Origin of the sequence: Mangrovicoccus sp. HB161399, assembly GCF_013184745.1 — a bacterium.
In the GTDB taxonomy this organism is placed as follows: domain Bacteria; phylum Pseudomonadota; class Alphaproteobacteria; order Rhodobacterales; family Rhodobacteraceae; genus Mangrovicoccus.
In genome coordinates this window covers 13,327-38,889 of sequence record NZ_JAATVU010000056.1, presented here as the reverse complement: position 1 = coordinate 38,889, position 25,563 = coordinate 13,327, and the positions used below count along the sequence as shown (strand labels likewise).

The 25,563-nt window shown below is 69.8% G+C and carries 21 protein-coding genes and 2 pseudogenes; 13 read left to right on the top strand and 10 right to left on the bottom strand.

Translation table 11 applies throughout. From position 1 onward, the window contains the following. Positions 1-535 precede the first annotated feature (535 nt). Positions 536-957: pseudogene (locus HCC78_RS33920) on the bottom strand (hypothetical protein); the annotation flags it as partial. A gap of 130 nt (positions 958-1,087) precedes the next feature. On the opposite strand from HCC78_RS33920, the gene HCC78_RS23660 reads away from it, so the two are divergent. The 5 genes and pseudogenes from HCC78_RS23660 (at position 1,088) to HCC78_RS23645 (ending at position 5,177) form a co-directional block, all read left to right on the top strand. After that, a complete protein-coding gene (locus HCC78_RS23660) occupies positions 1,088-1,573 on the top strand; it encodes a hypothetical protein (protein WP_172331225.1) in 486 nt (161 codons plus the stop codon). 418 nt (positions 1,574-1,991) lie between these two features. Then, a complete protein-coding gene (locus HCC78_RS23655) occupies positions 1,992-2,423 on the top strand; it encodes a globin domain-containing protein (RefSeq protein WP_172331253.1) in 432 nt (143 codons plus the stop codon). 45 nt (positions 2,424-2,468) lie between these two features. After that, positions 2,469-3,506 (top strand): annotated as a pseudogene (gene cysK / locus HCC78_RS23650) (cysteine synthase A); the annotation flags it as partial. Between the two features lie 69 nt (positions 3,507-3,575). Further along, complete coding sequence (locus tag HCC78_RS33915; RefSeq protein ID WP_371743920.1) at positions 3,576-3,962, top strand: glutaredoxin family protein; 387 nt, start codon at positions 3,576-3,578, stop codon at positions 3,960-3,962. 12 nt (positions 3,963-3,974) lie between these two features. Continuing rightward, positions 3,975-5,177: an MFS transporter gene (locus HCC78_RS23645; RefSeq protein WP_172331251.1), complete on the top strand. Its 1,203-nt coding sequence runs from the start codon at positions 3,975-3,977 to the stop codon at positions 5,175-5,177. A 1-nt stretch (position 5,178) separates the two neighbouring features. Here HCC78_RS23645 and HCC78_RS23640 read toward each other — a convergent pair whose 3' ends face one another. From HCC78_RS23640 to HCC78_RS23615, 6 genes are all read right to left on the bottom strand, one after another. Then, positions 5,179-5,655, bottom strand: coding sequence for a CYTH domain-containing protein (locus HCC78_RS23640; protein WP_172331250.1), 477 nt, complete (start codon positions 5,653-5,655; stop codon positions 5,179-5,181). Positions 5,656-5,842: 187 nt separating this feature from the next. Beyond that, a complete protein-coding gene (locus HCC78_RS23635) occupies positions 5,843-6,082 on the bottom strand; it encodes a winged helix-turn-helix transcriptional regulator (RefSeq protein ID WP_172331249.1) in 240 nt (79 codons plus the stop codon). Beyond that, positions 6,079-7,785 (bottom strand): SulP family inorganic anion transporter, encoded by a 1,707-nt coding sequence (locus HCC78_RS23630; RefSeq protein WP_371743919.1) that lies wholly within the window; start codon positions 7,783-7,785, stop codon positions 6,079-6,081. The genes HCC78_RS23635 and HCC78_RS23630 overlap by 4 nt, the downstream gene beginning before the upstream one ends. Before the next feature lie 10 nt (positions 7,786-7,795). Continuing rightward, positions 7,796-8,056 carry a helix-turn-helix domain-containing protein gene (locus tag HCC78_RS23625; protein WP_172331248.1) on the bottom strand — a complete coding sequence of 87 codons (261 nt, stop codon included), beginning with the start codon at positions 8,054-8,056 and terminating at the stop codon, positions 7,796-7,798. Between the two features lie 169 nt (positions 8,057-8,225). Next, entirely contained in the window at positions 8,226-8,534 is a 309-nt protein-coding gene (locus tag HCC78_RS23620; RefSeq protein ID WP_253949324.1) for a hypothetical protein, read from the bottom strand. 56 nt (positions 8,535-8,590) lie between these two features. Further along, the gene (locus HCC78_RS23615; RefSeq protein WP_172331247.1) at positions 8,591-9,916 is read right to left on the bottom strand and encodes an aspartate aminotransferase family protein; all 1,326 of its coding nucleotides are present in this window, start codon (positions 9,914-9,916) and stop codon (positions 8,591-8,593) included. A 140-nt stretch (positions 9,917-10,056) separates the two neighbouring features. On the opposite strand from HCC78_RS23615, the gene HCC78_RS23610 reads away from it, so the two are divergent. From HCC78_RS23610 to HCC78_RS23575, 8 genes are all read left to right on the top strand, one after another. After that, positions 10,057-10,944 (top strand): MurR/RpiR family transcriptional regulator, encoded by an 888-nt coding sequence (locus HCC78_RS23610; protein ID WP_172331246.1) that lies wholly within the window; start codon positions 10,057-10,059, stop codon positions 10,942-10,944. 86 nt (positions 10,945-11,030) lie between these two features. Further along, positions 11,031-12,002: a TAXI family TRAP transporter solute-binding subunit gene (locus HCC78_RS23605; protein WP_172331245.1), complete on the top strand. Its 972-nt coding sequence runs from the start codon at positions 11,031-11,033 to the stop codon at positions 12,000-12,002. A gap of 91 nt (positions 12,003-12,093) precedes the next feature. Next, positions 12,094-14,718 carry a TRAP transporter permease gene (locus HCC78_RS23600; RefSeq protein WP_172331244.1) on the top strand — a complete coding sequence of 875 codons (2,625 nt, stop codon included), beginning with the start codon at positions 12,094-12,096 and terminating at the stop codon, positions 14,716-14,718. A 13-nt stretch (positions 14,719-14,731) separates the two neighbouring features. Beyond that, the gene (locus tag HCC78_RS23595; protein WP_172331243.1) at positions 14,732-15,154 is read left to right on the top strand and encodes a universal stress protein; all 423 of its coding nucleotides are present in this window, start codon (positions 14,732-14,734) and stop codon (positions 15,152-15,154) included. Positions 15,155-15,636: 482 nt separating this feature from the next. Further along, on the top strand, positions 15,637-16,818 hold the full coding sequence (locus tag HCC78_RS23590) for an amidase (protein WP_172331242.1): 1,182 nt from the start codon (positions 15,637-15,639) through the stop codon (positions 16,816-16,818). 95 nt (positions 16,819-16,913) lie between these two features. After that, positions 16,914-18,017, top strand: a complete 1,104-nt coding sequence (locus HCC78_RS23585) for a TRAP transporter substrate-binding protein (protein ID WP_172331241.1) — start codon at positions 16,914-16,916, stop codon at positions 18,015-18,017. Positions 18,018-18,075: 58 nt separating this feature from the next. After that, positions 18,076-18,687, top strand: coding sequence for a TRAP transporter small permease subunit (locus HCC78_RS23580; RefSeq protein ID WP_172331240.1), 612 nt, complete (start codon positions 18,076-18,078; stop codon positions 18,685-18,687). After that, positions 18,684-20,003 (top strand): TRAP transporter large permease subunit, encoded by a 1,320-nt coding sequence (locus HCC78_RS23575; RefSeq protein ID WP_172331239.1) that lies wholly within the window; start codon positions 18,684-18,686, stop codon positions 20,001-20,003. The genes HCC78_RS23580 and HCC78_RS23575 overlap by 4 nt, the downstream gene beginning before the upstream one ends. Positions 20,004-20,037: 34 nt before the next feature. Here HCC78_RS23575 and HCC78_RS23570 read toward each other — a convergent pair whose 3' ends face one another. The 3 genes from HCC78_RS23570 to HCC78_RS23560 form a co-directional block, all read right to left on the bottom strand. Continuing rightward, positions 20,038-20,688: a GntR family transcriptional regulator gene (locus HCC78_RS23570; protein ID WP_172331238.1), complete on the bottom strand. Its 651-nt coding sequence runs from the start codon at positions 20,686-20,688 to the stop codon at positions 20,038-20,040. Between the two features lie 110 nt (positions 20,689-20,798). Next, entirely contained in the window at positions 20,799-24,254 is a 3,456-nt protein-coding gene (locus tag HCC78_RS23565; protein WP_172331237.1) for a YhaN family protein, read from the bottom strand. Then, complete coding sequence (locus HCC78_RS23560) at positions 24,254-25,501, bottom strand: metallophosphoesterase (RefSeq protein WP_172331236.1); 1,248 nt, start codon at positions 25,499-25,501, stop codon at positions 24,254-24,256. The genes HCC78_RS23565 and HCC78_RS23560 overlap by 1 nt, the downstream gene beginning before the upstream one ends. Positions 25,502-25,563: the final 62 nt, after the last annotated feature.

Below are 25,563 nucleotides of genomic sequence, written 5' to 3'. Positions count from 1 at the left end.
CTGTCCCAGCGGATCTCGGAACTCACGCGCAGATACAGGCGGCAAGCAGGCGAACTCCGCTTTCTGCCCGGCTCCGGAAGATGCCGGGGATCGAACCGCCGATGCCGGTCCGCGTGGCCCTTGCGAACAGCGAGCGGTGACGCGCCACCGGTCCGAGCGCATCGCGAGCGGCGCGCGTTCGCCCGCTCACGCGAACCATCGCGCTCGCGGGCTCACTCCGGGCACTGACGAAGAGCGGAGAGACCCGCCGGGCTCCGGCAATGGCGGCGCAAGGCCGGCCAGCGGCCGCGAGACGCCGGAGCGGAGGAGGGCCGAGAGCAGCCCGGGCCGCAACGGTCGTGCGAGGGGGCCGGCAAATCCAGTCTGCAACAAGGTGCCTTCGGGCCCGCGGCATTTGATGGCCGCATCAAGAAGCCGGATACATGTCAGCACCCGACAGCGCGCCAAAATGCTCCAAATCCCTCTTGCGCAAGGGGCGGTCATACGTGTTGCACAAATTAGCTAGCGGCCAGAGCTCCCCTTTCCCCGGACACGCTTATCCCATGGTCACGGTGACCGGGATGCCGAGGGCCGTGAAGCGGCAAGCGCCATTGGTCCGAACGCAGCCGCGAACGCGCGGATCCGGACCTCCGCCACCTGGCGGTCGAAGGCGAGGCATCGACCGCCATCGGTCCGAAGCCTACGCCGAACGGACATCAGCCGCTGGCCGGGCAGATTCGCGCAGGTCATTTTCGTTTCCACCCTGCTGCGGCGGTGGCATCCGCTCCAGTTCCGCCAGAGTGTCCGGCCCAAGTGCCTTGACGCCCTCGGGATCCCGTTGCGTGCCCGGGCTCCGGCGCTGTCCGGCTTCCGGGGCCTGGCGTTGCGGCGGGGCGGAATGATTGCTGCCGCACCGTGGTCGGCGACGGCGTCGTGGCAGGCGCGCGTGTCGCAGGCGTCGCCAGCGGTGCTCGAACCGGCGGCGCATCCGCCGGCAACTCCGCTGTCACCGTGGCGTTCGCCCCGGCCGAACCCGCAGCGGCGCGCTGTCTGGGCGGAGAAATGCCTGGCCAACCCACTGGTTTTGCATGCGGACAGTGGAAGTCCGATGAAAGGCGCGACCGTGAAGGCAACGATGGACCGGCTCGGCATCACGGCCTCCTTCGGCCGGCCACGCGTACCAAATGACACCCCCTTCTCCGAGGCGCTGTTCCGGAGCTGCAAGTGCCGTCCGGACTGGCCTCCGCGCAGCTTCGCCGGCATCGGGGCAGCTCGGGATTGGGTCCAGGGCTTCGTCGCCCGGCACAACCGCGAGCACCGCACCAGCGCCATCCGCTTCGTGACGCCCGGGCAGCGCCACCGCGGCGGGGCGCGTGCTCTCCTGGAAAAGCTCCGCCAGGTCTGCGAACTGGCCCGGACGGCGCGGCCCGAGCGCTGGTCAGGCGGCACGCGGCTCTGGACGCCGATCGGATCGGTCTGGCTCAACCCGGAACGGCCCGACGAGATGCCGAGAGGCCAAGGGGCCTCCGACGCGCTCGCCAGGGAAGCAGTCGGCGGCGGCCCCTTGGCCGGGACGGGAGAGTGCGCAGCCTGACAATAGGCACCGGTGACAACAACCTTGAAAAGCACCGGGAACGCTCGCGGGAATCATGCGCGCAGGGCTGCGATGCCTCGCGGCGCGGTCCATGCATGAGCGAACGGCCTCTGGCGGCACTGGCGACGGGCGGCACCAGCAGACCTGAGCATCGGGCGCTGCGCCCGAATGCCCGGCCCTGTCCTGCCATTATCTCCGAAGAACTCATTCCCTGGCGGGCGCTGCCTTTGGCCAGCGCGCAGAACGCCCATGGCAGCGCGAAGCCCCCTGCGCGGGCGCAACTGTCTTCCGGCTGCAGCCCCCCGCCACCGCGCGGCCGTCCGTCTGAAACAACTGAAACCGCCGGTGGCACCGGCCGACACAAGGCGGAAAAGTGCCGAGGGCAATGTCGCGGCATCACCTGAACGAGGATGACCCGATGAGCCTGACCCAAGACGATATACGCGCCATCCGCGCGACATGGACGCTGCTGGCGCAGGACGCGCCCGGCATGTCCGAAGCCTTCTACGGCGAACTTTTCCGCATCGCGCCGGAGCTGCGGCCGATGTTTCCCGCCCAGCTCGCCGATCAGGGCCGCAAGCTCGCCGCCGCGATCGGCCTCGTGGTGCAGCATGCCCATGACCTCGCTCCGGTGCTCGCGCCGCTGCGGGCAATGGGTGCGCGCCATGCCGGCTATGGAGTCGAGGACGCCCATTACGGCGCGGTCGGCGAGGCGCTGATCGCCACGATGGCGGCGCGGCTCGGCCCGGCCTTCCCTGCGTCCGCCCGCGATGCCTGGCTGGCGGCCTATTCGGCAGTGGCCGCCACCATGCAGGCCGGAGCGGCGGACGCCGCCCGCAAATCCGCCTGATCCCCCTTTCAGCAACATCCCAGATTTCCAGAAGGAACCGAAGACATGACCAACCCCCATGCAAGCATCCTCTCCACCGTCGGCAACACTCCGGTCGTCCGCGTCAACCACCTGGTGCCGGAAGGCGTCGAGCTCTACGTGAAGCTCGAGTCCTTCAACCCGATGGGCTCGGTGAAGGACCGCCTGGCCCTCGGCATCATCGAGGCTGCCGAGCGCGACGGCTCGCTGAAGCCGGGCCAGACCGTGATCGAGGCGACCTCCGGCAATACCGGCATCGGCCTCGCCATGGTCTGCGCCGCCAAGGGCTACCCGCTGGTCGTCACGATGGCCGAGAGCTTCTCCGTCGAGCGCCGCAAGCTGATGCGCTTCCTCGGCGCCAAGGTGGTGCTGACGCCCGCCGCCGAGAAGGGCTCGGGCATGCTGGCCAAGGCGCAGGAACTGGCCGAGACCCATGGCTGGTTCCTGGCCCGGCAGTTCGACAACGAGGCAGGCCCCGACATCCACAGCGAGACCACGGCGGAGGAAATCCTCGCCGCCTTCGGCGGCACGGGCCCGGATTACTGGGTCTCCGGCTTCGGCACCGGCGGCACGATGAAGGGCGTGGCGCGCCGCCTGAAGGAGAAGAGCCCGGCCACGCGCATCGTGGCGGCCGAGCCCGACAACTCGCCGCTGCTCGGCTCGGGCATCGCGCAGGCGGTGCGGCCCGACGGGTCCCCCGCCGCCAGCCACCCGGCCTTCCGCCCGCATCTGATGCAGGGCTGGACCCCGGATTTCATCCCGAAGCTGGCGCAGGACGTGATCGATGCCGGCCATATCGACGAAATCTGCCCGGTCCCCGGCGCCGATGCGCTGAAGGGCGCACGGGAACTGGCGCGGGTGGAGGGCATCCTCTGCGGCATCTCCTCCGGGGCGACCTTCGCCGCCGCGCTGGAGGTGGCGCGCCGCGCGCCAAAAGGGGCGAAGATCCTCGCCATGCTGCCCGACACCGGCGAGCGCTACCTCTCGACGCCGCTCTTCGCCGATGTCGGCGAGGCGATGAACGAGGAGGAGATGGCGATCGCCTCCTCCACGCCGCGGTTCCGCTTCGATGCCGCGCCGGCGCAGGCGCCCGCAGCTGCGCCGGAAGCCGCGGAGGCCGGGGCGCTCGCCCATGTGCGGGAAATCATCTCGGACGCGGAACAGCCGGTGGTGATCTTCGCGCTGGAATGGTGCGAATTCTGTTGGTCGGTGCGCAAGCTCTTCAAGGCGGCGGGCATCCCGTTCCGCTCGGTCGATCTCGACGGGCCGGAGTACCGGGCGGACAACCGCGGCGGCGCAGTGCGCAAGGCCCTGGCCGAGATGACCGGCGCGGCGACGATCCCGCAGATCTTCGTCGGCGGCACCCATGTCGGCGGGGCGACCGAGACCTTCGACGCCTTCAATGACGGGCGGCTGAAGGCCATGCTCGAGGCCGCCGGACGGCAGATGGACGGAGGAAGCGTCGGCAATGCCTATGCCTTCCTGCCCGCCTGGCTGCATCCGCGCCGCCCGGCCGCGTAAGGAGACAGGGACATGCCCGCTGACGCCCCCTCCCGCCGCTGGGCGATCGCGGCCGCCGCCGCGGCCATGCTCGCCATCGCCATGGGACAGCTCGTCAACGGGCTGTCCGCCTTCTTCGAACCTCTGGAGCGGGCCGAGGGCTGGAGCCGCGGCGGCATCGCCTTCATCAACACCGCAGGCATGGCCGGGCTGGCACTCGGCGGGGCGGCGATGGGGATGCTGGCCGACCGCATCTCCACCCGCGCCGTGGTCCTGGCGGGCGCGCTGTCGCTGGGACTGGCGCTCGTGGCTGCCTCCTTCGCCACGGCGCTCTGGCAGCTCTGGGCGCTGTTCTTCCTTGCAGGCGCCCTGGGCGGCGGCGCGATGTTCGCGCCGCTCTTCGCGCTGGTGGGGCGCTGGTTCGCCACCGGCGCAGGGCTGGCCATCGGGCTGGTCTCTGCCGGGCAGGCGCTGGGACAGGGCGGCATCCCCTATGCCAACACGCTGCTGATCGGCGCGCTCGGCTGGCGCGGCGCGCTTCTTGCCGCGGGCCTCGCAAGCCTCGCCCTTCTGGTGCCGCTTGCGCTGGCGATGCGCGACCCCGCCCCGGCCGCCGCGGCAGGCAGAGCAGCGGAAGCGGACGGGCCGCCGGTAGCGACGGTCACCGTGCTGCTCAGCCTTGCCGTGATCTGCTGCTGCAGCCTGATGGCGGTGCCACTCATGCATCTGGTGCCGCTGGTCCAGGGCTGCGGGATTTCCGGTCCCGAGGCCGGGCAGGTCATGCTGCTGATGATGCTGGCGGCGATCGGCGGGCGCATCGCCTTCGGGCGGCTCGCCGACCGGACCGGCGCCCTGCCCGCCTACCTGATCGCCAGCGCCTGGCAGACGCTGCTGGTCGCGGGCTTCGCGCAGCTCGGCGACCTGGGGCAGTTCCGGGTTTTCGCGCCGGTCTACGGCTTCGGCTATGCCGGGGTGATGACCGGCGTGCTGACCTCGATCCGCACCCTGATCCCGGCGCGGCACCGCGCGGGCGCCAGCGGCGTGGTGATCGCCTTCGCCTGGCTGGGCCACGGGCTCGGCGGCTACATGGGCGGGGCGGCCCATGACATCTCGGGAAGCTACGCGGCGGCCTTCACGCTGGCCGCGGCAGCAGGCGTGGCCAATCTGGGCCTGGTCGCGGCTCTGTGGCGGCTGTCCCGCCGCCCGGCCCGGCCGCTGGCGGCGCTCCCGGCCTGAGCTAGCCGGTATTGCCGCGCTGCCGCCTGGCCTCCGCCATGTTGGCCTGGCGGTATTCCGGCAGGCCGGTAACCTCGCGCCCGAGCCAGGGCGGGTGCGGAAACTCGGCCTCCTCCGACGGCAGCTCGATCTCCGCCATCACCACCCCGGCCAGGAGCCCGTGATACTCGTCGACGGTCCATTCGAAGCCGCCATGCAAGACATGGTGGCGGGTCTTTTCCTGGATGCCGCCGCCGCAATGCTGCTCCAGCAGGACCAGGCCGTCCTCTCCGGGGATGTCGTATTCGAATTCGTCGCGGCTGATGCCGATGCGCGGGCCCTTCACCGTCAGCGTGGCGCGCCCGTCATAGAAGCGGATGCGGACCTTGCGCCCGCCGGCAAAGGCCAGGATTCCGTCGCGCAGATGCACCTTGCGCATCACGCGGTCCCGCCAGCCCTCGCCGGTCACGAGGAATTTGCGTTCGATTTCCTTCGCCATCGCACCATCGAAGCCCCGGGCACCCCGCGCCCGTCCCGGAGGCAGGACAGCGCAGCTACATCCCGCACATTCCGCGTGCGGCAAGTCAAGCCCGCCCATGGTCCGCCGGCCCCGTCGCGGCCGGGAAAGGCCGGTTCAGCCGCCGCAGCGCCCGATTCAGGGGCCAAACCCGCGGTTCCGGCCCGCATCAGCCGCGCTGCCGGACCTTTTCCCAGATGCGGGTCCAGCCGACCTTTTCGGCCGGGCGCGCCAGCCCGTCGCGCTCCAGCCGCCGCAGGAGGTGCAGCACGCCGCTGTTGCTCATGCCCAGGAGGTCGCGAAGCTCGGCCTGGGTCCGCGGGCGCTCCAGCGCGAGCAGCGCCGCCCGCCGCCGCGCCGCGGCCCCGGACCGGTCCCGGCCCGGGCGGTTCCGCGCCGCCGCGGTCATGCCGCCTCCTCCCCGCGCAGGAGCGCCACCGCCGCCTCCACGGTCGCAGCGCGCCGCGCGAGCGGCGGGCGCAGCCCGTGGGTGTCCAGCACCCGTGCGATGCCCGGCGCCGCGCCTGTGATCCAGAGCGCCACGCCGCGGCTGCGCGCCTTGTGCGCGAGCCCCTCGATCATGTTGGCGCCGGTCGAGTCCAGGAAGGGCACGGCGGAGAGGTCGATCACCAGCGCGCGGTGCCCGTCCTGGATGCGGTCGAGCACCGAGCCGATCGAGGCTGCCGCGCCGAAGAACAGCGCCCCGGTGATGCGGTAGACCGCGATCCCGGGATCGGCGGCCTGGGCCTCGTCATAGGCGCCGCGGGGGTGGGCGCCGTCCGCCTCGTCCCGCGCCACCAGCGGCGCGCCGGTCGCCACCGCGGTCATCCGGCCGATCCGCTGGATGAAGAGCAGCGAGCCGAGCGCCACGCCCGCGACGATCGCCTCGGTCAGGTCGCGGAAGATGGTCAGCAGGAAGGTCGAGCCCAGCACCGCCGCCTCGCCCGGACCCGAGCGCAGCAGGAGCAGGATGGCCGGGCGCTCGATCATGTTCCAGGCGACCACCGCCAGCACCCCGGCCAGCGCCGCCAGCGGGATGAAGGCGGCCAGCGGCGCGGCCAGCGCGATGAAGAGCAGCAGGAACAGCGAATGCAGCATCCCCGCTACCGGGCCATGCGCGCCGGAGCGGACATTGGTGGCGGTCCGCGCGATCGTGCCGGTCACGCAGAACCCGCCGAACAGCGCCGAGCCGAGATTGGCCGCGCCCTGCGCCACCAGCTCGCAGTTGGAACGGTGGCGCCGCCCGGTCATGCCGTCCGCGACCACCGCCGAGAGCAGCGACTCGATGGCGCCGAGCAGCGCGAAGGAGGCCGCGGCAGGCAGCACCTCGATCACCTTGGCCGGGCTCAGATCCGGCAGATGCGGCATCGGCAGCGCCTGCGGGATGCCGCCGAAGCGGCTGCCGATAGTGGCAACCGGCAGGGAGAACAGCGCCGCCGCGACCGAGGCCGCCGCCACGGCGATCAGCATGCCCGGCCAGTGCGGCCGCCAGCGGCGCAGGCCGAGGATGGCGGCAACGGTGGCCGCCGAGACCCCGAGCGCCGCCGGGGACAGGCTGTCCCGCACGGCCCACAGCGCAGGGACTTTCTGGGCCAGCGGTCCGGGCTCGTGGGCGAGCGCGAGGCCCAGGAGCTCCTTCGCCTGGCTGGCGAAGATGATCACCGCGATTCCGGCGGTGAAGCCGACCGTCACCGGGAAGGGGATGAACTTGACGAAGGTGCCGAGCCGCAGGAACCCGGCGGCCGCCAGCATCAGCCCCGACAGGAAGGTCGCGAGGATCAGCCCGCCCGCCCCGTGCTGCGCCACGGTGGCGGCGACCAGCACGATGAAGGCCCCCGCCGGGCCGCCGATCTGGAAGCGCGAGCCGCCGAGCGCGGAAACCAGGAAGCCGCCGATCACCGAAGTGTAGAGTCCCTGGGCCGGGGTCGCGCCCGAGGCGATGGCGATCGCCATGGACAGCGGCAGCGCCACGATGGCGACGGTCAGCCCGGCCATGGCGTCGGCGCGCAGCTGCGCCGCGCCGTAGCCCTCGCGCAGGACGGTGGCGAGTTTCGGGGTGAAGAGCTCGGCAAAGCTCGGCGCGGCGGTCGGGCGGGATGCGGTGCCGGTCACGCTGCGGCCCTCAGGACCCGGCCGGGCCGGATTTCAGCCGGACGCCGCGCCCGCCCTCGGAGCTGCGCGCGCCCTCGCCGATCAGCTCCACGCCGGCCTTTTCAAGCGCCTCGACCACGCGGGTCAGGCTGTCGACCACGCCGCGGACATTGCCGGGGCTGGCTTCCATCCGCTGGATGGTCGGCACGGAGAGGCCCGAGAGCTCGGCCAGCGTCTTCTGGTCGATCCCCAGGAGCGCCCTCGCGGCGCGCATCTGGGCTGAGGTGATCATGCGTGATGCCCTGAAATTGCCTTCTGCATGCCCAGACTACCATATTGATGTCTCAGACATCAAGAGAGATGCAATTTCCGCAAATTTCGAGAGACCGAACGGCGCGCGACCCAGCACGCTTCCGGAAAGCCTCCGGGAGACGGGGCGGCCGCGGCAGCGCCGGGCTGCGTCAGGCGACGTGGATCCGGCGGGCTGCGAGACGCTGGCGGGCGGTGTGGAACTTCTCGCGGGCGGCCTCGAACTGCAGCAGCGCCCGCATCCGGCTTTCGTAGATTTCGCGCATCCGCGACCCCGGTTCGCCCATCGCCTCGGCATAGGGCCGGTCATCGGCCGGAAACCAGCGCTGGACCTCGCCGAGGGCTTCGGTCCATTCCCGGTCCGCCTCGATGTAGCGTTCGTAGGTGACGACGAGGACGCGCCGCCGCGTTGCGAGTTCTGGCTGCATGATCTCCTCCCAGAGCATGTCCGCGCGGATCATGATACCACGCCCGGCGCGCGTTTCAAATGCCGCGCGCCGAAACGGCCTTCACGGCATCAGGAGGGCAGCACCTGCGCCAGCGCCGTGGCCAGCTTGCCGGTGATCTCGTCGACATGCTCCGGCCCGATGATGAAGGGCGGCGCCAGCAGCACGTGGTCGCCCGACTGGCCGTCGCGGGTGCCCTGCATCGGGTAGCAGATCAGCCCGGCCTCGAAGGCCGCCTTCTTCAGCTTCGGCGCGATCCCCGCCTTGCGGTCGAAGGGCCTCTTGGTTTCCCGGTCCTCGACGATCTCCAGCCCCCGGAACAGGCCGCGGCCGCGGATGTCGCCGATATGGGGATGCTGGCCGAAGCGTTCGGACAGGGCCGCGGCAAGCGCGTCGCCCTGGGTCTTCACGTTCGACAGCAGGTCGCGGTCGAGGATGGCATTGACCACGGCAAGCCCGGCGGCGCAGGCAGTCGGGTGGCCGATATAGGTGTGGCCGTGCTGGAAGAAGCCCGAGCCGCCGGCGATCGTGCCGTAGATCTCCCCGGTGCAGAGCATCGCGCCGATCGGCTGGTAGCCCGCGCCCAGCCCCTTGGCGATGCACAGGATGTCGGGCGCCACGCCCTCGGCCTCGCAGGCGAAGAGATGGCCGGTGCGCCCCATGCCGCACATCACCTCGTCGAGGATGAGCAGCACGCCATAGGTGTCGCAGATCTCGCGGATGCGCTTGAAATAGCCTTCGACCGCCGGGACCGCGCCCAGCGTTGCGCCGACCACCGGCTCGGCCATGAAGGCGATCACGGTGTCCGGCCCCAAGGCCAGGATCTCGTCCTCCAGCTCCTGCGCGGCGCGCTGGCCGTAGTCGTAGCTGCTCTCGCCCGGGCGCTTCTCGGCATATTCGTAGCAGGCCGCGACATGGCGCATGTCGGCCAGCATCGGCTCGAACTGGGCGCGGCGCCACTGGTTGCCGCCGGCGGCCAGCGCGCCCAGCGTGTTGCCGTGATAGCTCTGGCGGCGGGCGATGATGTGGCGGCGCTGCGGCTCGCCGCGCTCGACATGGTATTGGCGGGCCAGCTTCATCGCGGCCTCGGTGGCCTCGGACCCGCCGGAGACGAAATACACCCAGTCGAGACTGCCCGGCGCCTTCGAGATCAGCAGATCGGCCAGCGCCTCGGCCGGTTCGGAGGTGAAGAATCCGGTATGGGCGAAGGCGAGCTTCTCCACCTGGGCTTGCACCGCCGCGACGATTTCGGGGTCGCCATGCCCGAGGCACGACACGGCCGCGCCGCCCGAACCGTCGAAATAACGCTTCCCGGCGGCATCGACGAGATAGCAGCCCTGGCCGGTGACGGCGACAGGCGGGGGGGACTTGATCTGACGGGGGAAGACATGGCTCATCTGGCGCGTCCTTGGGATATGCCCTGGGGCTGCGGGCGGCCGGGATCCGCCCGGCCTGACGCGAGCCAAGCGGAAAACTGCATCGCCTGTCAAATCGCCGGGAAATAACATATGTTTGGCCCATCCAGCCGGAGGCAGCGATGGATCCGACCCGCAAGACCCGCATTCTGGCCGCCCTGAAGGACGGAATCGCAGAGATGACGCCGCAGCTGCGGCAGGCCGCGAAATACATCATCGACCATCCGTCCGATGTCGGCATCGACCCGATCCGCGACACCGCACGGAAGGCCGGGGTCAGCACCTACACACTGGTCAAGCTTGGGAAAACGCTTGGTTTTCCGGGATACAACGCGTTCCGCGAGCCGTTCCGACAGGCGCTGCTGTCCTCCTCGGACCCGGGCGAAGAGCAGATCTGGCTGACCGCCAAGCAGGACCGCGGCGATCTCGGCCAAGTCTATGCCGCTGCGGCCGCGAACGCGATGGGGATCGTGTCGCGCTCGCTCGAGCACCAGGACCTGGAGACGATCGAGGCGATGACCACGCTGCTGGCGGAGGCGGACCGGGTCTACCTGACGGCAGTCCGCGCGAGCTATGCGATGGCCTATTACTTCCATTATGTCGGCCGGATGGCGCTGCCCTCGCTGGAGCTGATCCCGCGCCACCAGAACACGGCGATCGACGATCTGAACGACGCCAGGCCCGGCGACGTGCTGCTGGCCATCGCGGTCACGCCCTATTCCCGCGAGACGGTGGAGGCCTGCGAATTTGCCCAGAGGAAAGGGCTGAAACTGCTTCTCATTTCCGATTCCGAGGTGATCTCGCCCTTGCTGCGTCCCGAGCACGTGCTGGTCATCTCGGTCCAGTCCACGCACAGTTTCGGCTGTTTCGCCGGCATGATGGCGGTCATCGAAGTGCTGCTGGCGATGCTGATGCATCGCGGCGGCGCGGCCGCGCGGTCGCGAATCGAATCCTACGACCGGCTGCGCGAGGCCACCTCCGCCTACTGGACAGCGCAGAAAAAACAATAGTTTGGGGATGACACCGCCCGAAACTTGGTGAACCCTCCGTTCACGGACGCGCGAGCGTACACGTGACATACAACGGGAGACCATCCATGCAGTTTCGTTCCATCATCGGTGGCCTTGCAGCCGCTGCCTCCATCGCCATCGGCGGCGCCGCATCGGCGCAGGAGACGCAGTTCATCTCGATCGGGACCGGCGGCGTGACCGGCGTCTACTACCCGACCGGCGGCGCGATCTGCCGCCTGGTGAACAAGTCCCGCAAGGAGCATGGCATCCGCTGTGCCGTGGAATCGACCGGCGGCTCGGTCTACAACATCAACACCATCCAGGCCGGCGAGCTGGAATTCGGCGTCGCCCAGTCGGACTGGCAGTACCACGCCTATCACGGCACCTCGCAATTCGCCGACCACCCCTTCCCCGAAGAACGCGCGATGTTCTCGATCCATCCCGAGCCCTTCACCCTGCTGGTGCGCGGCGACAGCGGCATCACCAGCTTCGAGGGACTCAAGGGCAAGCGCGTGAACGTGGGCAACCCGGGCTCGGGCCAGCGCGCCACGATGGAAGTCGTGATGAACGCCTTCGGCATCACCATGGACGATTTCGCCCTGGCGACCGAGTACAAGGGCTCGGAAATGGCGAAGCAGATCTGCGACGGCAACATCGACGCGATGATCTACACCGTCGGCCACCCGGCGGCGGCGATCCAGGAAGCCACCACCACCTGCGACGTCAAGCTGATCTCGGTCACCGGCGAACCGATCGACAAGCTGGTCGCCGACAACCCCTATTACCGCGTCGCCACCATTCCGGGCGGCATGTATGCGGGCAACCCCGATGACACCACCACCTTCGGCGTCGGCGCGACCCTCGTCACCTCGACTGCCGTTCCGGACGAGGTCGCCTATGTCGTCGCCAAGGAAGTGATGTCCAATCTCGACGATTTCCGCAGCCTGCACCCGGCCTTCGCCAACCTCAAGGCCGAGGAAATGATCCATGACGGCCTCAGCGCGCCGCTGCATCCGGGCGCCGAGAAGGCCTACAAGGAACTCGGCCTGATGGAATGATCCCGGGCGCCTCATGACATCCCGGCGCGCCCGCCCGCGGCGCGCCGGACAGGACTGACGAACAGCAAGCCGCAGGGCCGGGGACCAGAGCATGAGCGACAAGACGCAACTATCCGCGGAGGAAATGGTCGCCGCGGCCGATACCGGCGCCCGCGAGGCCGGGCCCTTCGTGACCAAGCTGATCTTCGCGCTCTGCATCATCTGGTCTCTGTTCCAGCTCTACATCGCCTCGAAGCTGCCCGGCGTCATGGCGCAGCTGACCGGCGTGTCCGAATTCGCCAACATCGTCGCCCAGGCGCGCTACGTCCACCTGGCCTTCGCGCTGCTGCTGGCGACGCTGGCCTTCCCGATCATGGGCCACCGCGACCGGGTGCCCGCCTATGACTGGGCGCTGGCCATCCTCGGCGTGGCGGCCTGCCTCTATCTCGTGGTGTTCCGCTTCGAGATCGCGCAGCGGCCGGGGCTGTGGAGCATGACCGACATCGTCATGTCCGGAATCGGCATGGTGGTTCTGATGGTTGCGACCTTCCGCTCGCTCGGCCTGCCGCTGGTGATCATCTGCTCGCTCTTCCTGGCGCTCGCATTCTTCGGCGGCTATTCCGCCTGGATCGGCAACCTCACCAACTACGGCGGCGCCTCCTTCTCCAAGGCGATGGGCCATTACTGGATGCAGACCGAGGGCGTGTTCGGCGTCGCGCTCGGCGTCTCCACCACGATGATCTTCCTCTTCGTGCTGTTCGGCGCGCTCCTGGAGAAGGCCGGGGGCGGCAACTGGTTCATCAAGGTCGCCATCGCCATGCTGGGCGCGCTGCGCGGCGGCCCGGCCAAGGCGGCGGTTCTGTCCTCGATGATGACCGGCATGATCTCGGGCTCGTCCATCGCCAACACGGTGACCACCGGCACCTTCACCATCCCGCTGATGAAGCGCATCGGCTTCTCGCCCGAAAAGGCCGGCGCGGTCGAGGTGGCAAGCTCCACCAACGGCCAGCTGACGCCGCCGGTGATGGGCGCCGCGGCCTTCCTGATGGTCGAATACGTCAACATCCCCTATATCGAGGTGGTGAAGCACGCCTTCCTGCCGGCCGTGATTTCCTACATCGCGCTGCTCTACATCGTGCACCTGGAAAGCCTGAAGATGGGGCTGAAGGGGCTCGACAAGCCCGGCCGCGCGATCGGCGTGCCGATGATCCTGATCCTGTTCCTCACCGGCTTCCTCGCCATGGCCGCGGTCACCATGGCCGTCATCGGCATCCGGATGATGCTGGAGCCGCTGATGCCCGGCGAGACGATCTATGCCGCGCTTGTGCTGCTGGGGCTTGCCTATCTGGGCCTCGTCTATGTCGCCTCGCGCTATCCGGACATCGAGGTGGACGACCCGAACGCCCCTGTCGTCTCGGCGCCGCGCCTGACGCCGACCCTGCTGGGCGGCGCCTACTACGCGCTGCCGATCTTCGTGCTGGTGTGGAACCTGATGGTGCGCACCGACACGCTGGAGCGGCTGTCGCCCGCGCTCTCGGCCTTCTGGGCGACCATCGCGATGATCATCGTCGCGCTGACCCACCGCCCGCTGAAGGCGATGTTCCGCGGCGGCTCCGCCATGGCGGGCGAGACGCTGGCGGGCTTCGCCGATTTCGTCTCGGGTCTCGTCGCGGGCGCGCGCAACATGATCGGCATCGGCGTCGCCACCGGCGCGGCCGGCATCATCGTCGGCACGATCAGCCTCACCGGCGCGCACCAGATCATCGGCCAGGTGATCGAGACCATTTCGGGCGGCAACCTGATGGTGCTGCTGGTCCTCGTCGCCGTGCTGTCGCTGGTGCTCGGCATGGGCCTGCCTACCACGGCCAACTACATCGTCGTGTCCTCGCTGATGGCGCCGGTCATCGTCTCGGTCGGCGCGCAATCCGGGCTGATCGTGCCGCTGATCGCGGTCCACATGTTCGTCTTCTACTTCGGCATCCTCGCCGACGACACGCCGCCCGTGGGACTTGCCGCCTATGCCGCCGCCGCGATCTCGCGCGGGGATCCGATCAAGACCGGCCTCGTCGGCTTCAGCTACGACATCCGCACGGCGCTGCTGCCCTTCATGTTCATCTTCAACACGGACCTCCTGCTGATCGACGTGACCTTCTTCCACGCGATCCTGATCTTCTGCGTCTCGCTGGTGGCCATGCTGCTCTTCGCCGCCGCGACGCAGGGCTATTTCATCGCGAAAAGCCGCCTGTGGGAAACCGCGGTGATCCTGCTGGTCGTCTTCACGCTGTTCCGTCCGGGCTTCTGGCTCGACCAGATCGAGCCGGAGTTCCAGAGCTACGAAGGCACCGCCGCGCTCGACGCCATCGGCAGCCTGCCCGCGGGCACATCCGCCCGGGTCGAGGTCGAGGCGCCCGATTTCGACACCGGCAAGCTGGCCACGACCACGCTGCAGATCACGCCGCAGGACGCCGGCGGCGGTCTGGCGCGGCTGGAAGCCGCCGGGCTGACCGTGCTGGAAGAGGGCGAACAGCTGCTGCTGGAAGAGCCCTTCCCCGGCACGCCCTTCTTCGAGACGCTGGCCAACGGCTTCGACTTCTACGGCGACGAGCCCGCGCGGATCGTTTCGGTCAAGGTCGAGAACGACCGGATGCCGAAGGAAGTGTTCTTCATCCCGGCCTTCCTGCTCCTGGCGCTGATCGTGATGGTCCAGCGCCCGCGGGCGACGCAGCCGGCCTTCTGAGGGGAGACAGGAGATGTTCAAGTCCGTTCTGGCATCCGTCGACGTCGCGGTTCCCGGCGAGACGCAGGCCCTGCTGAAGGCTGCAGCCGAAAGCTGTGCCTGCTGGGGGGCGGCGCTGCATGTCGTCACCGTCGTGCCCGATGTCGGCATGGCGATCGTCGGCTCGCAGCTGGGCGAGGATTTCGAGGCCCGCTCGCTCGAAGCCGCCCGCGGCGAGCTGGTCCGCGCGGTGGAGGCTGCCGGGATCGACGCGCAGATCCACGTGCTTGAAGGCACGGTCTACGACAAGGTGATCCGGCTGGCAGACGAGCTGGATGTCGGGCTCATCATCGTCGGCGCGCACCGGCCCGAGCTCAGGGAATATCTGCTCGGCAGCAACGCCTCGCGGCTGCTGCGGCATTCGAGGAAATCCGTGCTGGTGCTGCGCGACGGCTGAGCCGCCCATGCTGCGCGGCTGTGGGACCGGCCTTCCCTGGGGGCCGGTCCTTGCATGTCCGGGCCATGGCCCGGGAGCCATGCTGCAACTGCATTGCTGCCTTGCAGCAAAATATCTTGCTGCAACGCAGCAGACCGGCTAATGTCTCTGTATCGGATGCAGCAGCATCCTCCGGATTTACGAGTTTCCGGCAGCTCCTCCTCCTCCCTGAGCTGCGGAAAATCTGCGGCGGCCCCCTCCTCCTCCCTGGGGTCGCCGCTTCTTTTTTCCAAAACACCCCAGAAGCTTGACTACAGCCTGCCGCGATGCAGACACGGTTTCGGGAGGATGCCCAAAATCCGGCATCACCGCACAAAATTCATTGCCGCGAAGCATAAATATCGTGCAGCCGGCTACGATGCATTTTGCATGAATAATTATATCTTGCCCGAGTCATGCTGCCGCGCAGAAACTCCTGCACGGAACTGGCAGGAAAGACAGGCATGGCAATGACGACCCCCGACTGGATCGCGGAGCTTGGAAACGTGGAACGGGAGCTGAAGGCTTTCGTCCAGCTGTCCCCCGATCTGCCCGCGGACCGCCCGGCCATACGGCTGGGCGTCAAGGACATCATCGATGTGGCCGGGCTGGCGACGCAATGCGGCTCGCCGATCTGCGAGGGGCAGATGCCCGCCGCCACCGCGCCCTGCGTCGCAGCCCTGGAAGCCGCCGGCGCCACCGTGATCGGCAAGACCGTCACCACCGAATACGCCACCACGAAGCCCGGCCCGACGCGCAACCCGCTGAACATGGCGCATTCGCCGGGCGGCAGTTCCTCGGGCTCGGTCGCGGGCGTCTCCGCCGGACTGCTCGACTGGGCGCTCGGCACCCAGACCGCCGGATCGGTGATCCGCCCGGCCGCCTTCTGCGGCATCGCGGGCTTCCTGCCTTCGGCAGGCTACATTCCCCGCGCGGGCGTGCGCATCATGTCGCCGACGCTCGACCGGGTCGGCGTCTTCGCCCGCGACATGGCCGGGATCGAGGCGATGCTGAAGGCCTTTCCCGCCTGGTCGCCCGAGCCCCTGCCCGACCGCCCGCTGAAGCTCGCGCTGCTGCCGGCTGCGGTCTGGGAGGCCGTGGATGACGCCACCCGCAGCACCGTCACAGGGGCAGCGGAGGCGATCCGCGCGGCCGGCCACAGCGTCACCGAGCTCGACGATCCGGCGCCGTTCCTCGAGATGATGGACGCGCAGAAGACCGTCATGGGCTACGAAATCCCCCGCGCGCTGGCGCGCGAGCTGGCGGAGCACCGCGACCTGCTGTCGGAGGAACTGCGCGATTTCTGCGACGCATCCCTGGCGATTCCCCACGAGGACTATGCAGCGGCGCTGGAGACCGCCGACCGGTTCCGGCTGTTCTGCACCGCCCTCTTCGCGGACATCGACGCGGTGATGGGGCCGGCAGCCGCCGCGCTGGCGCCGGAAGGGCTGGGCTGGACCGGCGATCCCTTCGTCAACCGCATCTGGTCGCTCGCCAAGCTGCCCGCGGCCTGCGTGCCGGGCGGCGCGGCGGCGAACGGGCTGAAATCCTCGGTGCAGTTCAACGCCGCGCCGGGGCGCGATGCCTTCCTCTGCGCGCTCGCCTCCCGCTTCGAGCCGCTGGTGGCCGGGACCGCGCCGGACTGAACAACGGGGCCCGGCAGGCAGGGCCGCCCTGCCGGGACGAAACCTCCAAGAAAAGCAAGCCGCGGCCCGACCCAATCCAACAGCGAGGAAACGCAATGTCCTTCCTTTCCAAGATCGCCCTCCCCGTGAAGGGCGCCGCCACGGCGGCCGCCATGGCCTGCCTTGCGCTGCCCGCCGCGGCGCAGGAATTCAAATGGACCGTCCAGACCGCCTATGCCTCGGGCGACGACCTGCACATGACCTTCGTCCGGCTCGCCGAGATGATCGAGCAGATGTCCGGCGGCCGCCTAATCATGGAGGTCAGCCCCGGCGGTGCCTTCGTCCCGGCCTTCGACGTGCTCGACGCGGTCAATGACGGCGTGATCGACGCGGCCGGGGGCGATGCCGACTACTGGGTCGGCAAGCATCCGGCAGGCAGCCTCTTCGCCTCGGCGCCGGGCTTCGGCATGCCCTCGATCGACCTGATGGGCTGGATGTATTACGGCGGCGGCAAGGAACTGTTCGCCGAATACATCAACGACACGCTGCAGATGACCAACACCGTGTCCTTCCTGCTGAGCCCGGCCCAGGCGCAGCCCTTCGGCTGGTTCGAGGAGCCGGTGACCTCTGCCGAGGACATCAAGGGCATGAAGTACCGCACGCCCGGCCTGCCGGTCGACGTCATGCGCGAGATGGGCGCGGCCGTGGTGACCGTGCCCGGATCCGAGGTCGTGCCCTCGCTGGAGCAGGGCGTGATCGAGGCCGCCGAGTATTTCGGGCCGAAGGCCGACATGATCCTCGGCCTCCCGGACGTGCGGAAGATCTACATGATGCCGAGCTACCTGCAGCTGGGCCTGATCCAGAACTTCTTCGTCTCCAAGGAGCGCTGGGACGAGCTGCCCGACGACCTGAAGGCGATCGTCACCTATGCCGTCATGGCCGAATCCGCCGATTTCTACTGGAAGGGTCTCGACGAGAACTCCAAGGCGCTCGCCAAAATGGAGACCGAGATGGGCGTCAAGGTCACCGAGACCCCTCGCGACGTGATGGAGGCGCAGCTGGCTGCATGGTCGGCGGTGCTCGACCGCTATGCCGAACAGGACGAGTTCTTCGCCAAGGTGCTGGACAGCCAGCAGGACTTCGCCGCCCGCGTCGTGCCGCTGAAGGCGCGGATCAACCCGCCGGCCGACATCGCGCTGAAGCATTTCGGCTTCGAATGATCCCGTGCGGAGGGCGGCACGGGCCGTCCTCCGTCCGAACGGCAGGCAAGGATCCGACATGGCAGCCGAAGACGACGACGCGCTCCTGCGCGCGCTCAAGCAGGACGAGGACCTTCCGGATCTCGAGCAGATGCGCAAGGCGGTCCCGAACATCCCCGATCCCTGGCGCGGCATCGTGATGAAGATCGACCGCTTCGCCGATCTCTACGGCCACGTCCTCAGCTGGCTGGTGCTGGCGCTGGTGGCCATCGTGGTGATGGAGGCGATCCGCCGCTACGCGTTCAACAATCCCAGCATCTGGGCCTATGACCTCAGCTACATGCTCTACGGCACGATCTTCATGCTGGGGGCGGGGACGACGCTGCGCTTCGGCGGGCATATCCGCACCGACCTGTTCTTCAAGGACTGGTCGCCGCGCACCCAGGCGGGCGTCGACCTCGTCTTCTACGTGCTCCTGTTCTTTCCGGGGCTGTTCTTCTTCTTCTGGGCCGGCTTCGACAAGGCGCTGAGCTCCTTCATGATCACCGAGCGCGCCTCGGCCAGCTTCTGGCGGCCGATCCTCTGGCCCTACCGCGCGGTCATCCCGGCCACCGCGCTGCTGCTGATGATCCAGGGCGTTTCCGAGGTGATCAAGGCCGCGTTCCAGTTCCGCAGCGGAGAATCCGCATGAGTTTCGGCGTCATCCTCGGCTTCGTGCAGCTGGCCTCGCTGCTGGTCGGCATCTTCGCGGGCTTCCCGATCGCCTTCACGCTGATCGTGCTGACCGTGTTCTTCGGCTATCTCGGCCTCGGCGACCGCGCCTTCGACCTGATGGTCTACCAGGCCTGGGGCGTGATGGGGACCGAGACACTGGCCGCCGTGCCGCTCTTCGTCTTCATGGGCTACATCCTCGAACAGGCCGGCATCATGGAGCGGCTGTTCAAGGGATTCCAGTTCACCCTCGCCCGCGTGCCGGGCGCGCTCTATATCGGCGTGCTGCTGACCTCGACGATCTTCGCCACGGCGACGGGCATCATCGGCGCCTCGGTGACGCTGATCGGCATGCTGGCCGCCCCGGTGATGACCAAGTCGAAATACGATCCGGCCCTGTCCGCAGGCACGATCACCGCCGGCGGCACCCTCGGCATCCTGATCCCGCCCTCGGTGATGCTGGTGGTGCTGGGCCCGGTGGTCGGCGTCTCGATCCCCAAGCTCTTCGCCGCCTGCATCCTGCCGGGGCTGCTGATCACCGGGCTCTTCCTCGCCTACACGCTGGTCCGCTGCTGGATCAATCCGGCGCTCGGCCCGGCCCTTCCCGAAGCGGAGCGCCCGGCCAACTGGAGGGTCGCGGTCAAGGAGCTGATCGTCGGCATGACGCCGATGCTGGTGCTGATCGGCGCGACGCTGGGCAGCATCCTCACCGGCGTCGCCACTCCGACCGAGGGCGCCGGCATGGGCGCGGCCGGCGCGCTGATCCTGACGATTCTCTATGGCCGCTTCACGCTGCCGCGGCTCCGCATGGCGCTCTACCAGACGGTGATCGTCTCTTCGATGATCCTGTTCCTGCTGCTCGCCTCCAACATGTTCGGCGCGGTTTTCAACCGGCTGGGCACGGGCCCCTGGATCGCCAACCTGCTGGTCAGCTGGGACCTGCCGCCCTTCGGCGTGGTCATGGCGCTGATGATCGTCGTGTTCCTGCTGGGATGGCCGCTGGAGTGGGCGCCGATCGTGTTCATCTTCCTGCCGATCTTCCTGCCGATCGTGCAGCAGGCGGGGCTGAACCTCCTGTGGATCAGCGCGCTGGTCGCGGTGAACCTGCAAACCGCCTTCCTGTCGCCCCCGGTGGCGATGGCCGCCTACTACCTGAAGGCCGTCGCGCCGCAATGGCACCTGAAGGAGATCTATTCGGGCATGTTCCAGTTCGTCGGGCTGCAGGTGATCGCGCTGATCCTGGTGCTAGCCTTCCCGGCCATCGCCCTGTGGCTGCCCGCGGTGATGTTCGACTGATCCCCTGCCCTGCCGCCTCCCGGGGCGGCGGGGCTCACCCCTGCCGGTCGAGCGCGTTCAGTACCGCGCGCCGCGCCGTGTGCTCGGCATGGTGGCGCAGCAGCCGTCCCGTCAGCGGGCCGTCGCCCGCCCGGATCGCCGCAATGATGCCTTCGTGATCGGCCACAGCCTGCGCCCAGTCCTCCGCGGTCTTCTCGGCGAGGAACCGGCTCATGTGCATCCGGGCCAGCGCGATGCGGTAGATTTCCAGTAGCTCGCCGTTGCCGCCCTGCGCGATCACCGCCTCGTGGAAGCCCTTGTTCGCCTTGCGGTAGCGCGGCTCGTCGCAGGCGGCGTAGCCCGCGAGGATCTCCGCATGCAGCGCTTCCAGCGGCGCCAGCATGGCCGCGCGGTCCTCCGCCGCGGCCAGCCGGGCGCAGAGCAGCGCGCCGCCCAGCTCCTCCAGCACGCCCATCACCGGCAGAAGCTCCTCCAGCTGCTGGCGCGTCACCACGGAGACGCTCGCGCCGCGGTTCGGCATCAGGGTCACCAGCCCTTCGACCGACAGCGCTTTCAGCGCCTCGCGCAAGGGCGTGCGGGAGATCTCCAGCTGTTCGGCCAGTTCCTTCTCCGGCACCTTGGAGCCGGGCCGGAGCTGGCCGGCCAGGATCATCTCGCGGATCTCGCAGGTGATCTCCTGATGCAAAGAGCGCCGTCCCAAACTGTGCCGTCTCCTCCTAGCTTCGGGGATTCAACGCAGTATTCAATGACTTGGCCTGCCCGGCAAGCCCGAACTTCGCCGCCCCTGCCGTTCGGTCAAGCCAGGCGCGCCGGGTCGAGCGCGTGCACAGCCACGCCATCGCCGCAAGTCTCGCGCGCGATGTCGACGACATGGCGGTGATGGGTCAGGTAGATCGCCTGCCCCGACCGGCCGATCCGCGCCATCAGCCGGCAGGCCGCGCGGGTGCGGTCCTCGTCGAAGGTCTCGAAGATGTCGTCGCAGAAGAACGGCAGGCAGGTGCCCTGCGAGACCAGCTGCGCATGGGCCGCCGCCCTGAGCGCGAGGTAGAGCTGGAACCGCGTGCCCTTCGACATGTCCTGCGCCTCGCGCGCCGTGCCCGCGCTGTCGACCGCGATCAGCTTTTCCGCCTGGCCCTCCCGGCGGGTTTCCAGCCGCGGATAGCCGCCGTTGGTCAGCTCGGCAAAGGCCGCCTCGGTCGCCTCCATCATGCCGCCGCGGTGCCGGTCGCGGTAGCGGCGGATCGCCTCCTCGGCCAGCCGGTGGCCGAGATCGAGCTGGAGATGCCGCAGCCCCGCCTGCTCCAGCTCCAGCTCCAGCACCGCCCGCCGCTCGGCCAGCAGCGCCACCTCGGCATCGCCGGTCACCGCCTGCAGCTCGCCCGCCGCGCGCGTCCGCGCCTCGATCGCCGCACGGTATTCCGCCTCCAGCGTCTCCAGTCCCGCCTCCGCCGCGCCGAGCGCCGCCTCCAGTTCCGGCAGGCTCCGCCCGGCCAGACTCGCCCGCGCCTCCGCCGCGTCGGCGGCCCCCAGCCCGGTGCAGATCCGCTGCTCCAGCGCGGCCGCGTCCCGGCGGGTCCGCTCCAGCGCCGCGGCCTCGGCCACCGCCTGGCGCAATTCGCCCAGCGTCCCGACCGGCACGTCTTCGGGAAAGGCCCGGCCCAGATCTTCCACCGTGCGCGCGATGGCGTCCAGCTCGCGCCCGGCCGCGCCGAGCGCCGCCCGGTCCCCCTCCAGTGCCTGGACCAGTGCCGCGTGCGCCTCCGCCGCCTTCTCGGCCTCCGCAAGACGCGCCGACAGCGCCGCGTGACGCTCCAGCGGCGCCGCATCCGGGATGCCGAGTGGTTCCGCAAGATCGGCCAGCGCGGCGGCGAAACGCGCGCTGTCCTCGCGCATCTTGCGCGCCTGCTCCGCCACCTGCGCGCGTTCCAGACCGATCCGGGCCAGCGCGTTCAGGGGCTGGAGCGACACATCCAGAGCGCCCGATGCCAGCCGCCCGCCGAACTGCGCCTCCAGCAGCGCCTCCCAGGCCGCATCGCACCGGGACGACTCGGCCTCCGCCGCCGCCAGCGCCGCCTGCCGCGCCGCGAGTTCCCGCTGCGCTGCGCCGTGAGCCCGGCGCAGCGCGGCTGCCTCTCCGTCATGCGCCTGCCATGCCGTGTCGAGCGCCTTGGCCGCCGCCAATACTTCGCCGAAATCCGGCGCCTCGCGCGGCAGGTACTGCGCCAGCTCCGCCATCAGCCGCCCGGCCAGATCGAAGACGGGGGCGTGCTCCGCCGCGATCCGTTCCGCTGCCGCCGCCTTGGCCGCCGCATCCTCGGCCAGGCGCAGCCAGCCGGGAAGCGCCGCCGGGTCCATGTCCCGGCCCGGCCCGGCGTCATCCGCCGCCTGTGCCAGCAGCTCCCGCGCGGCCTCCCGCGCCGCTGCGTGCGCCGCGGCTTCCGCTCCGGCCAGCTCCAGCCGGGCCCGTTCCGCCGCCAGAGACTGTTCCAGGTGCCGCAGAGCGCCCAGATCGGCTGCCCTGCCGAGCCGGGCCGCCTGTGCCCGGTCATCCGCCGCCAGCGCCGCCGCGAAGTCCTCTGCCGTCGTCCGGTCGAGCGCCCGCAGGTGCAGGTCCCAGAGGCGGTCCCGGGTTCCGCGCAGCTCCGCCGCCTCGCGGTCGCCGACCAGTCCCGCATCGCCGCCGAGTGCCGCGATCCGCGCCGCCACCTCTGCAGCCGCGCCGCGCCGCTCGGCCAGCGCCGCCTCCGCCGCGGAGGCGGCCTGCTCCGCCGCCTGAAGCGCCCGCAGCTTCGCCTCCGCCTCGGACGACGACAGCGGCAGTACTTCCGGCAGCGGAACCCGCCGCCCCCGAAGGGCCAGCGCATCGAGGGCCGCCGCCGCCTCGCGCCGCGCCGCGCGCGTTTCCGCCGCCGCCGTGGCATGGCGCGGCACGAGGTCGTCCAGCGCATAGCGGGCGAAGATTGCCGAGAGGTCCGCGCCCGGCACCGGGCGGGCGGCGAACTGCGCCAGCTCCGCGCCGGCCGCCGCATGGCGCTGTGCCTGTGCCTCTGCCTCGCGCGCGGCCGCGGCCGCCTCCTTCCGGGCGTCGCTGCGCGACCGGAAGGCCGCATCGAGCGCCGCCAGCGCATCGGCATCCGGCACCAGCCGTCCGGGATCGCCCTCCGCGGCGATGCCGAGCTCCGCCAATGCTTGCTGCAGGTCGGCGGTCAGCGCGGCGAGCCGGTCCTCGCGCCGCGGCAGGTCCCGTGCCGCGCCGATCTCGCGCGAGGCCAGCTCCTTCAGCCCGGCAAGCGGCGCGGCAAGGGCCAGATGCCTCGGGTCGGGCTCTCCGGCGGCAAGCACCTCCTCCGCAGCGGCAACCGCAACGGACAGCCGCGCGCGCTCCGCCTCCGCCCGGGCCTCGCGGGCCGTCATAGCGGCCAATTCCTCCGCCCCGGCGCCGGGACTGCTCGGCCAGCCGGGACGGGCGTCCAGCTCCACCTGCAGCCGGTCGAGCTCGGCCAGCAGCGGCAGCGCATCTGCCGCAGCCCGCAGCCCGGCCCTTTCGGCCAGTGCCACCTGCCGCGCCGCGCTGAGCCGCGCCTCCCCGGCTTCGGCCTCGGACAGCGCCTTGCGCAGCCCCTTCAGCGCCGGGGCCTGGATGTCGATCTCCCGGATCCGCTCGGATATCCCCTTGATTTCCTTCCGGACCCTCGCAAAAGCGCTGGTGCTGCGCCGCGGGGGATAGAGCGCATCGGCCTCCTCGCGGACGCCGTCGAGCACCGTCGAAAGCCCGCCGATCCCGGCCGCCGCGGAAAAGAGCAGCGTGCCGATCTCGCCCTGCGCACGGACGATCTCCTCGCCGCCGGATTCGATCGTGGCATCATCGAGGCAGAGCAGGCTGCGATAGGCGGTCTCGTCGAGCCCGCCCAGCATGCCCGCCAGCGCTCCCTCGGTCAGTGCCGCCCCGCTGCCGTCGAGCAGCGTGCCCGACCGCCCCGGCACGCGGGAAAAGGCGCGCGCCTGGCCGCCCTCCTCCAGCACGGCCGAGACCTTCAGCGCGGCGCGGCCATGGCGGAACTCGTAGGGCTCCCCGCGCGGGCGGAAGCCGTAGAGGAGGCGCAGATAGGCCTCCATCGTGGTGGTCTTGCCGGCCTCGTTCGGCCCGTGGATGATGTGGAAATCCGGGCCGCCTTCGGGGGCCGCGCCAAAATCGAAGCGCCGCCCGGCGAAATGGCCGAACATGTCGAGCGTCAGTTCGCGCAGCCGCATCAGTCCCCGGCCCCCGTCATCCGCGCGGCCATCTCTTCGGCGCCCTCAGCCATCAGCCGCTCTGCCAGAGCCTCGGCCGCCGCCTCGTCCGGCACCAGCCGGTCAACCCGCTCCCTCGGCAGGACCTTGCCCAGCTCGGCCAAAACGCCGTCCAGTTCGCGCCGCGCCAGGTCGCGGAACGCCTCGCTGCCGCGGATTTCCGCCATCAGGGCATCCAGATCCGCCACGGGACCTGCCAGGCGGGCATCGCCGGGCGCCGCGAGACCGAGATCGAGCTTCTCCAGCCAGAGCCGCCCGGTCGCCCGAGCCGCATCGGCCGCAAACTCTTCCCAGAAGGCTCGGTCGCGCCGGATCCGCCAATGGAGGGGCGTCGCGCCGGCCAGTTGCAGCCGCAGGATGCCGTCATCGGAGACCAGCCCGCGCGCCAGGCCGCGCAGCTCCGAACGGATCAGGTCGCGCAGCGCGTCGTCATCCTCTGCCGGAGAGACGTCGATTCCGTGGCGCAGGAATTCCACTGCCGAGACCGCGCGCTCTTCCGCCGTGATCCCGCCGCCGGACACCTCCAGCAGCGTCACCGATTTCGGCCCCGCTTCGCCGATGTCGCGGCCCTGCGGCATGCCGGGCATGACCACCCAGGGAACCTCGGAATGGACCTGCCGCCTGTGCACGTGGCCAAGCGCCCAGTAGTCGAAGCCCATGCCCGCCAGTTCGGCCACCGTGCAGGGCGCATAGGGATCGTGCCCCGGCGCGCCGGCCAGAGAGCTGTGCAGCATGGCGATGTTCACCGCGCCGGGCACGGGCGGGCCGAATTTCGGCAGCAGGCTCTCGGGTGCATGGGGGCGGGAGAAGCTGACGCCGTGGATCCAGATCTCCGTGCCTTCGATCTGCGCCTTGCCGCCATGGCCGGTGAAGACATGGACATTGCCCGGCAGCTCGGCATTGCCGGTGATCGGGCTCGCCGCGTCGTGGTTGCCCTTGATGTAGAAGACCGCGATCCCCGCCGCGCGCAGCCGGTCGAGCTCGGCAACCAGGAAGGCGCCGGTGCGCGCACTGCGCTCGGCGCCGTCGAACAGGTCGCCCGCGATCAGCACCGCGGCGCAGTCCTCCGCGATGGCCAGATCGGCGATGCGCGACAGCGCGGTGCGCGTGGCGGCCTGCACCCGGTCGCGCAGCGCCTCGCTCTTCAGCGCCAGCGAGCGCAGGGGCGAGTCGAGATGGATGTCGGCAGTGTGCAGGATGCGGGTCACGTGGGTCTCCTTGCGGCGGAGCTAACCCGTCCCGCCGCAAAGAGTAAAGCAGGCCGGATGCA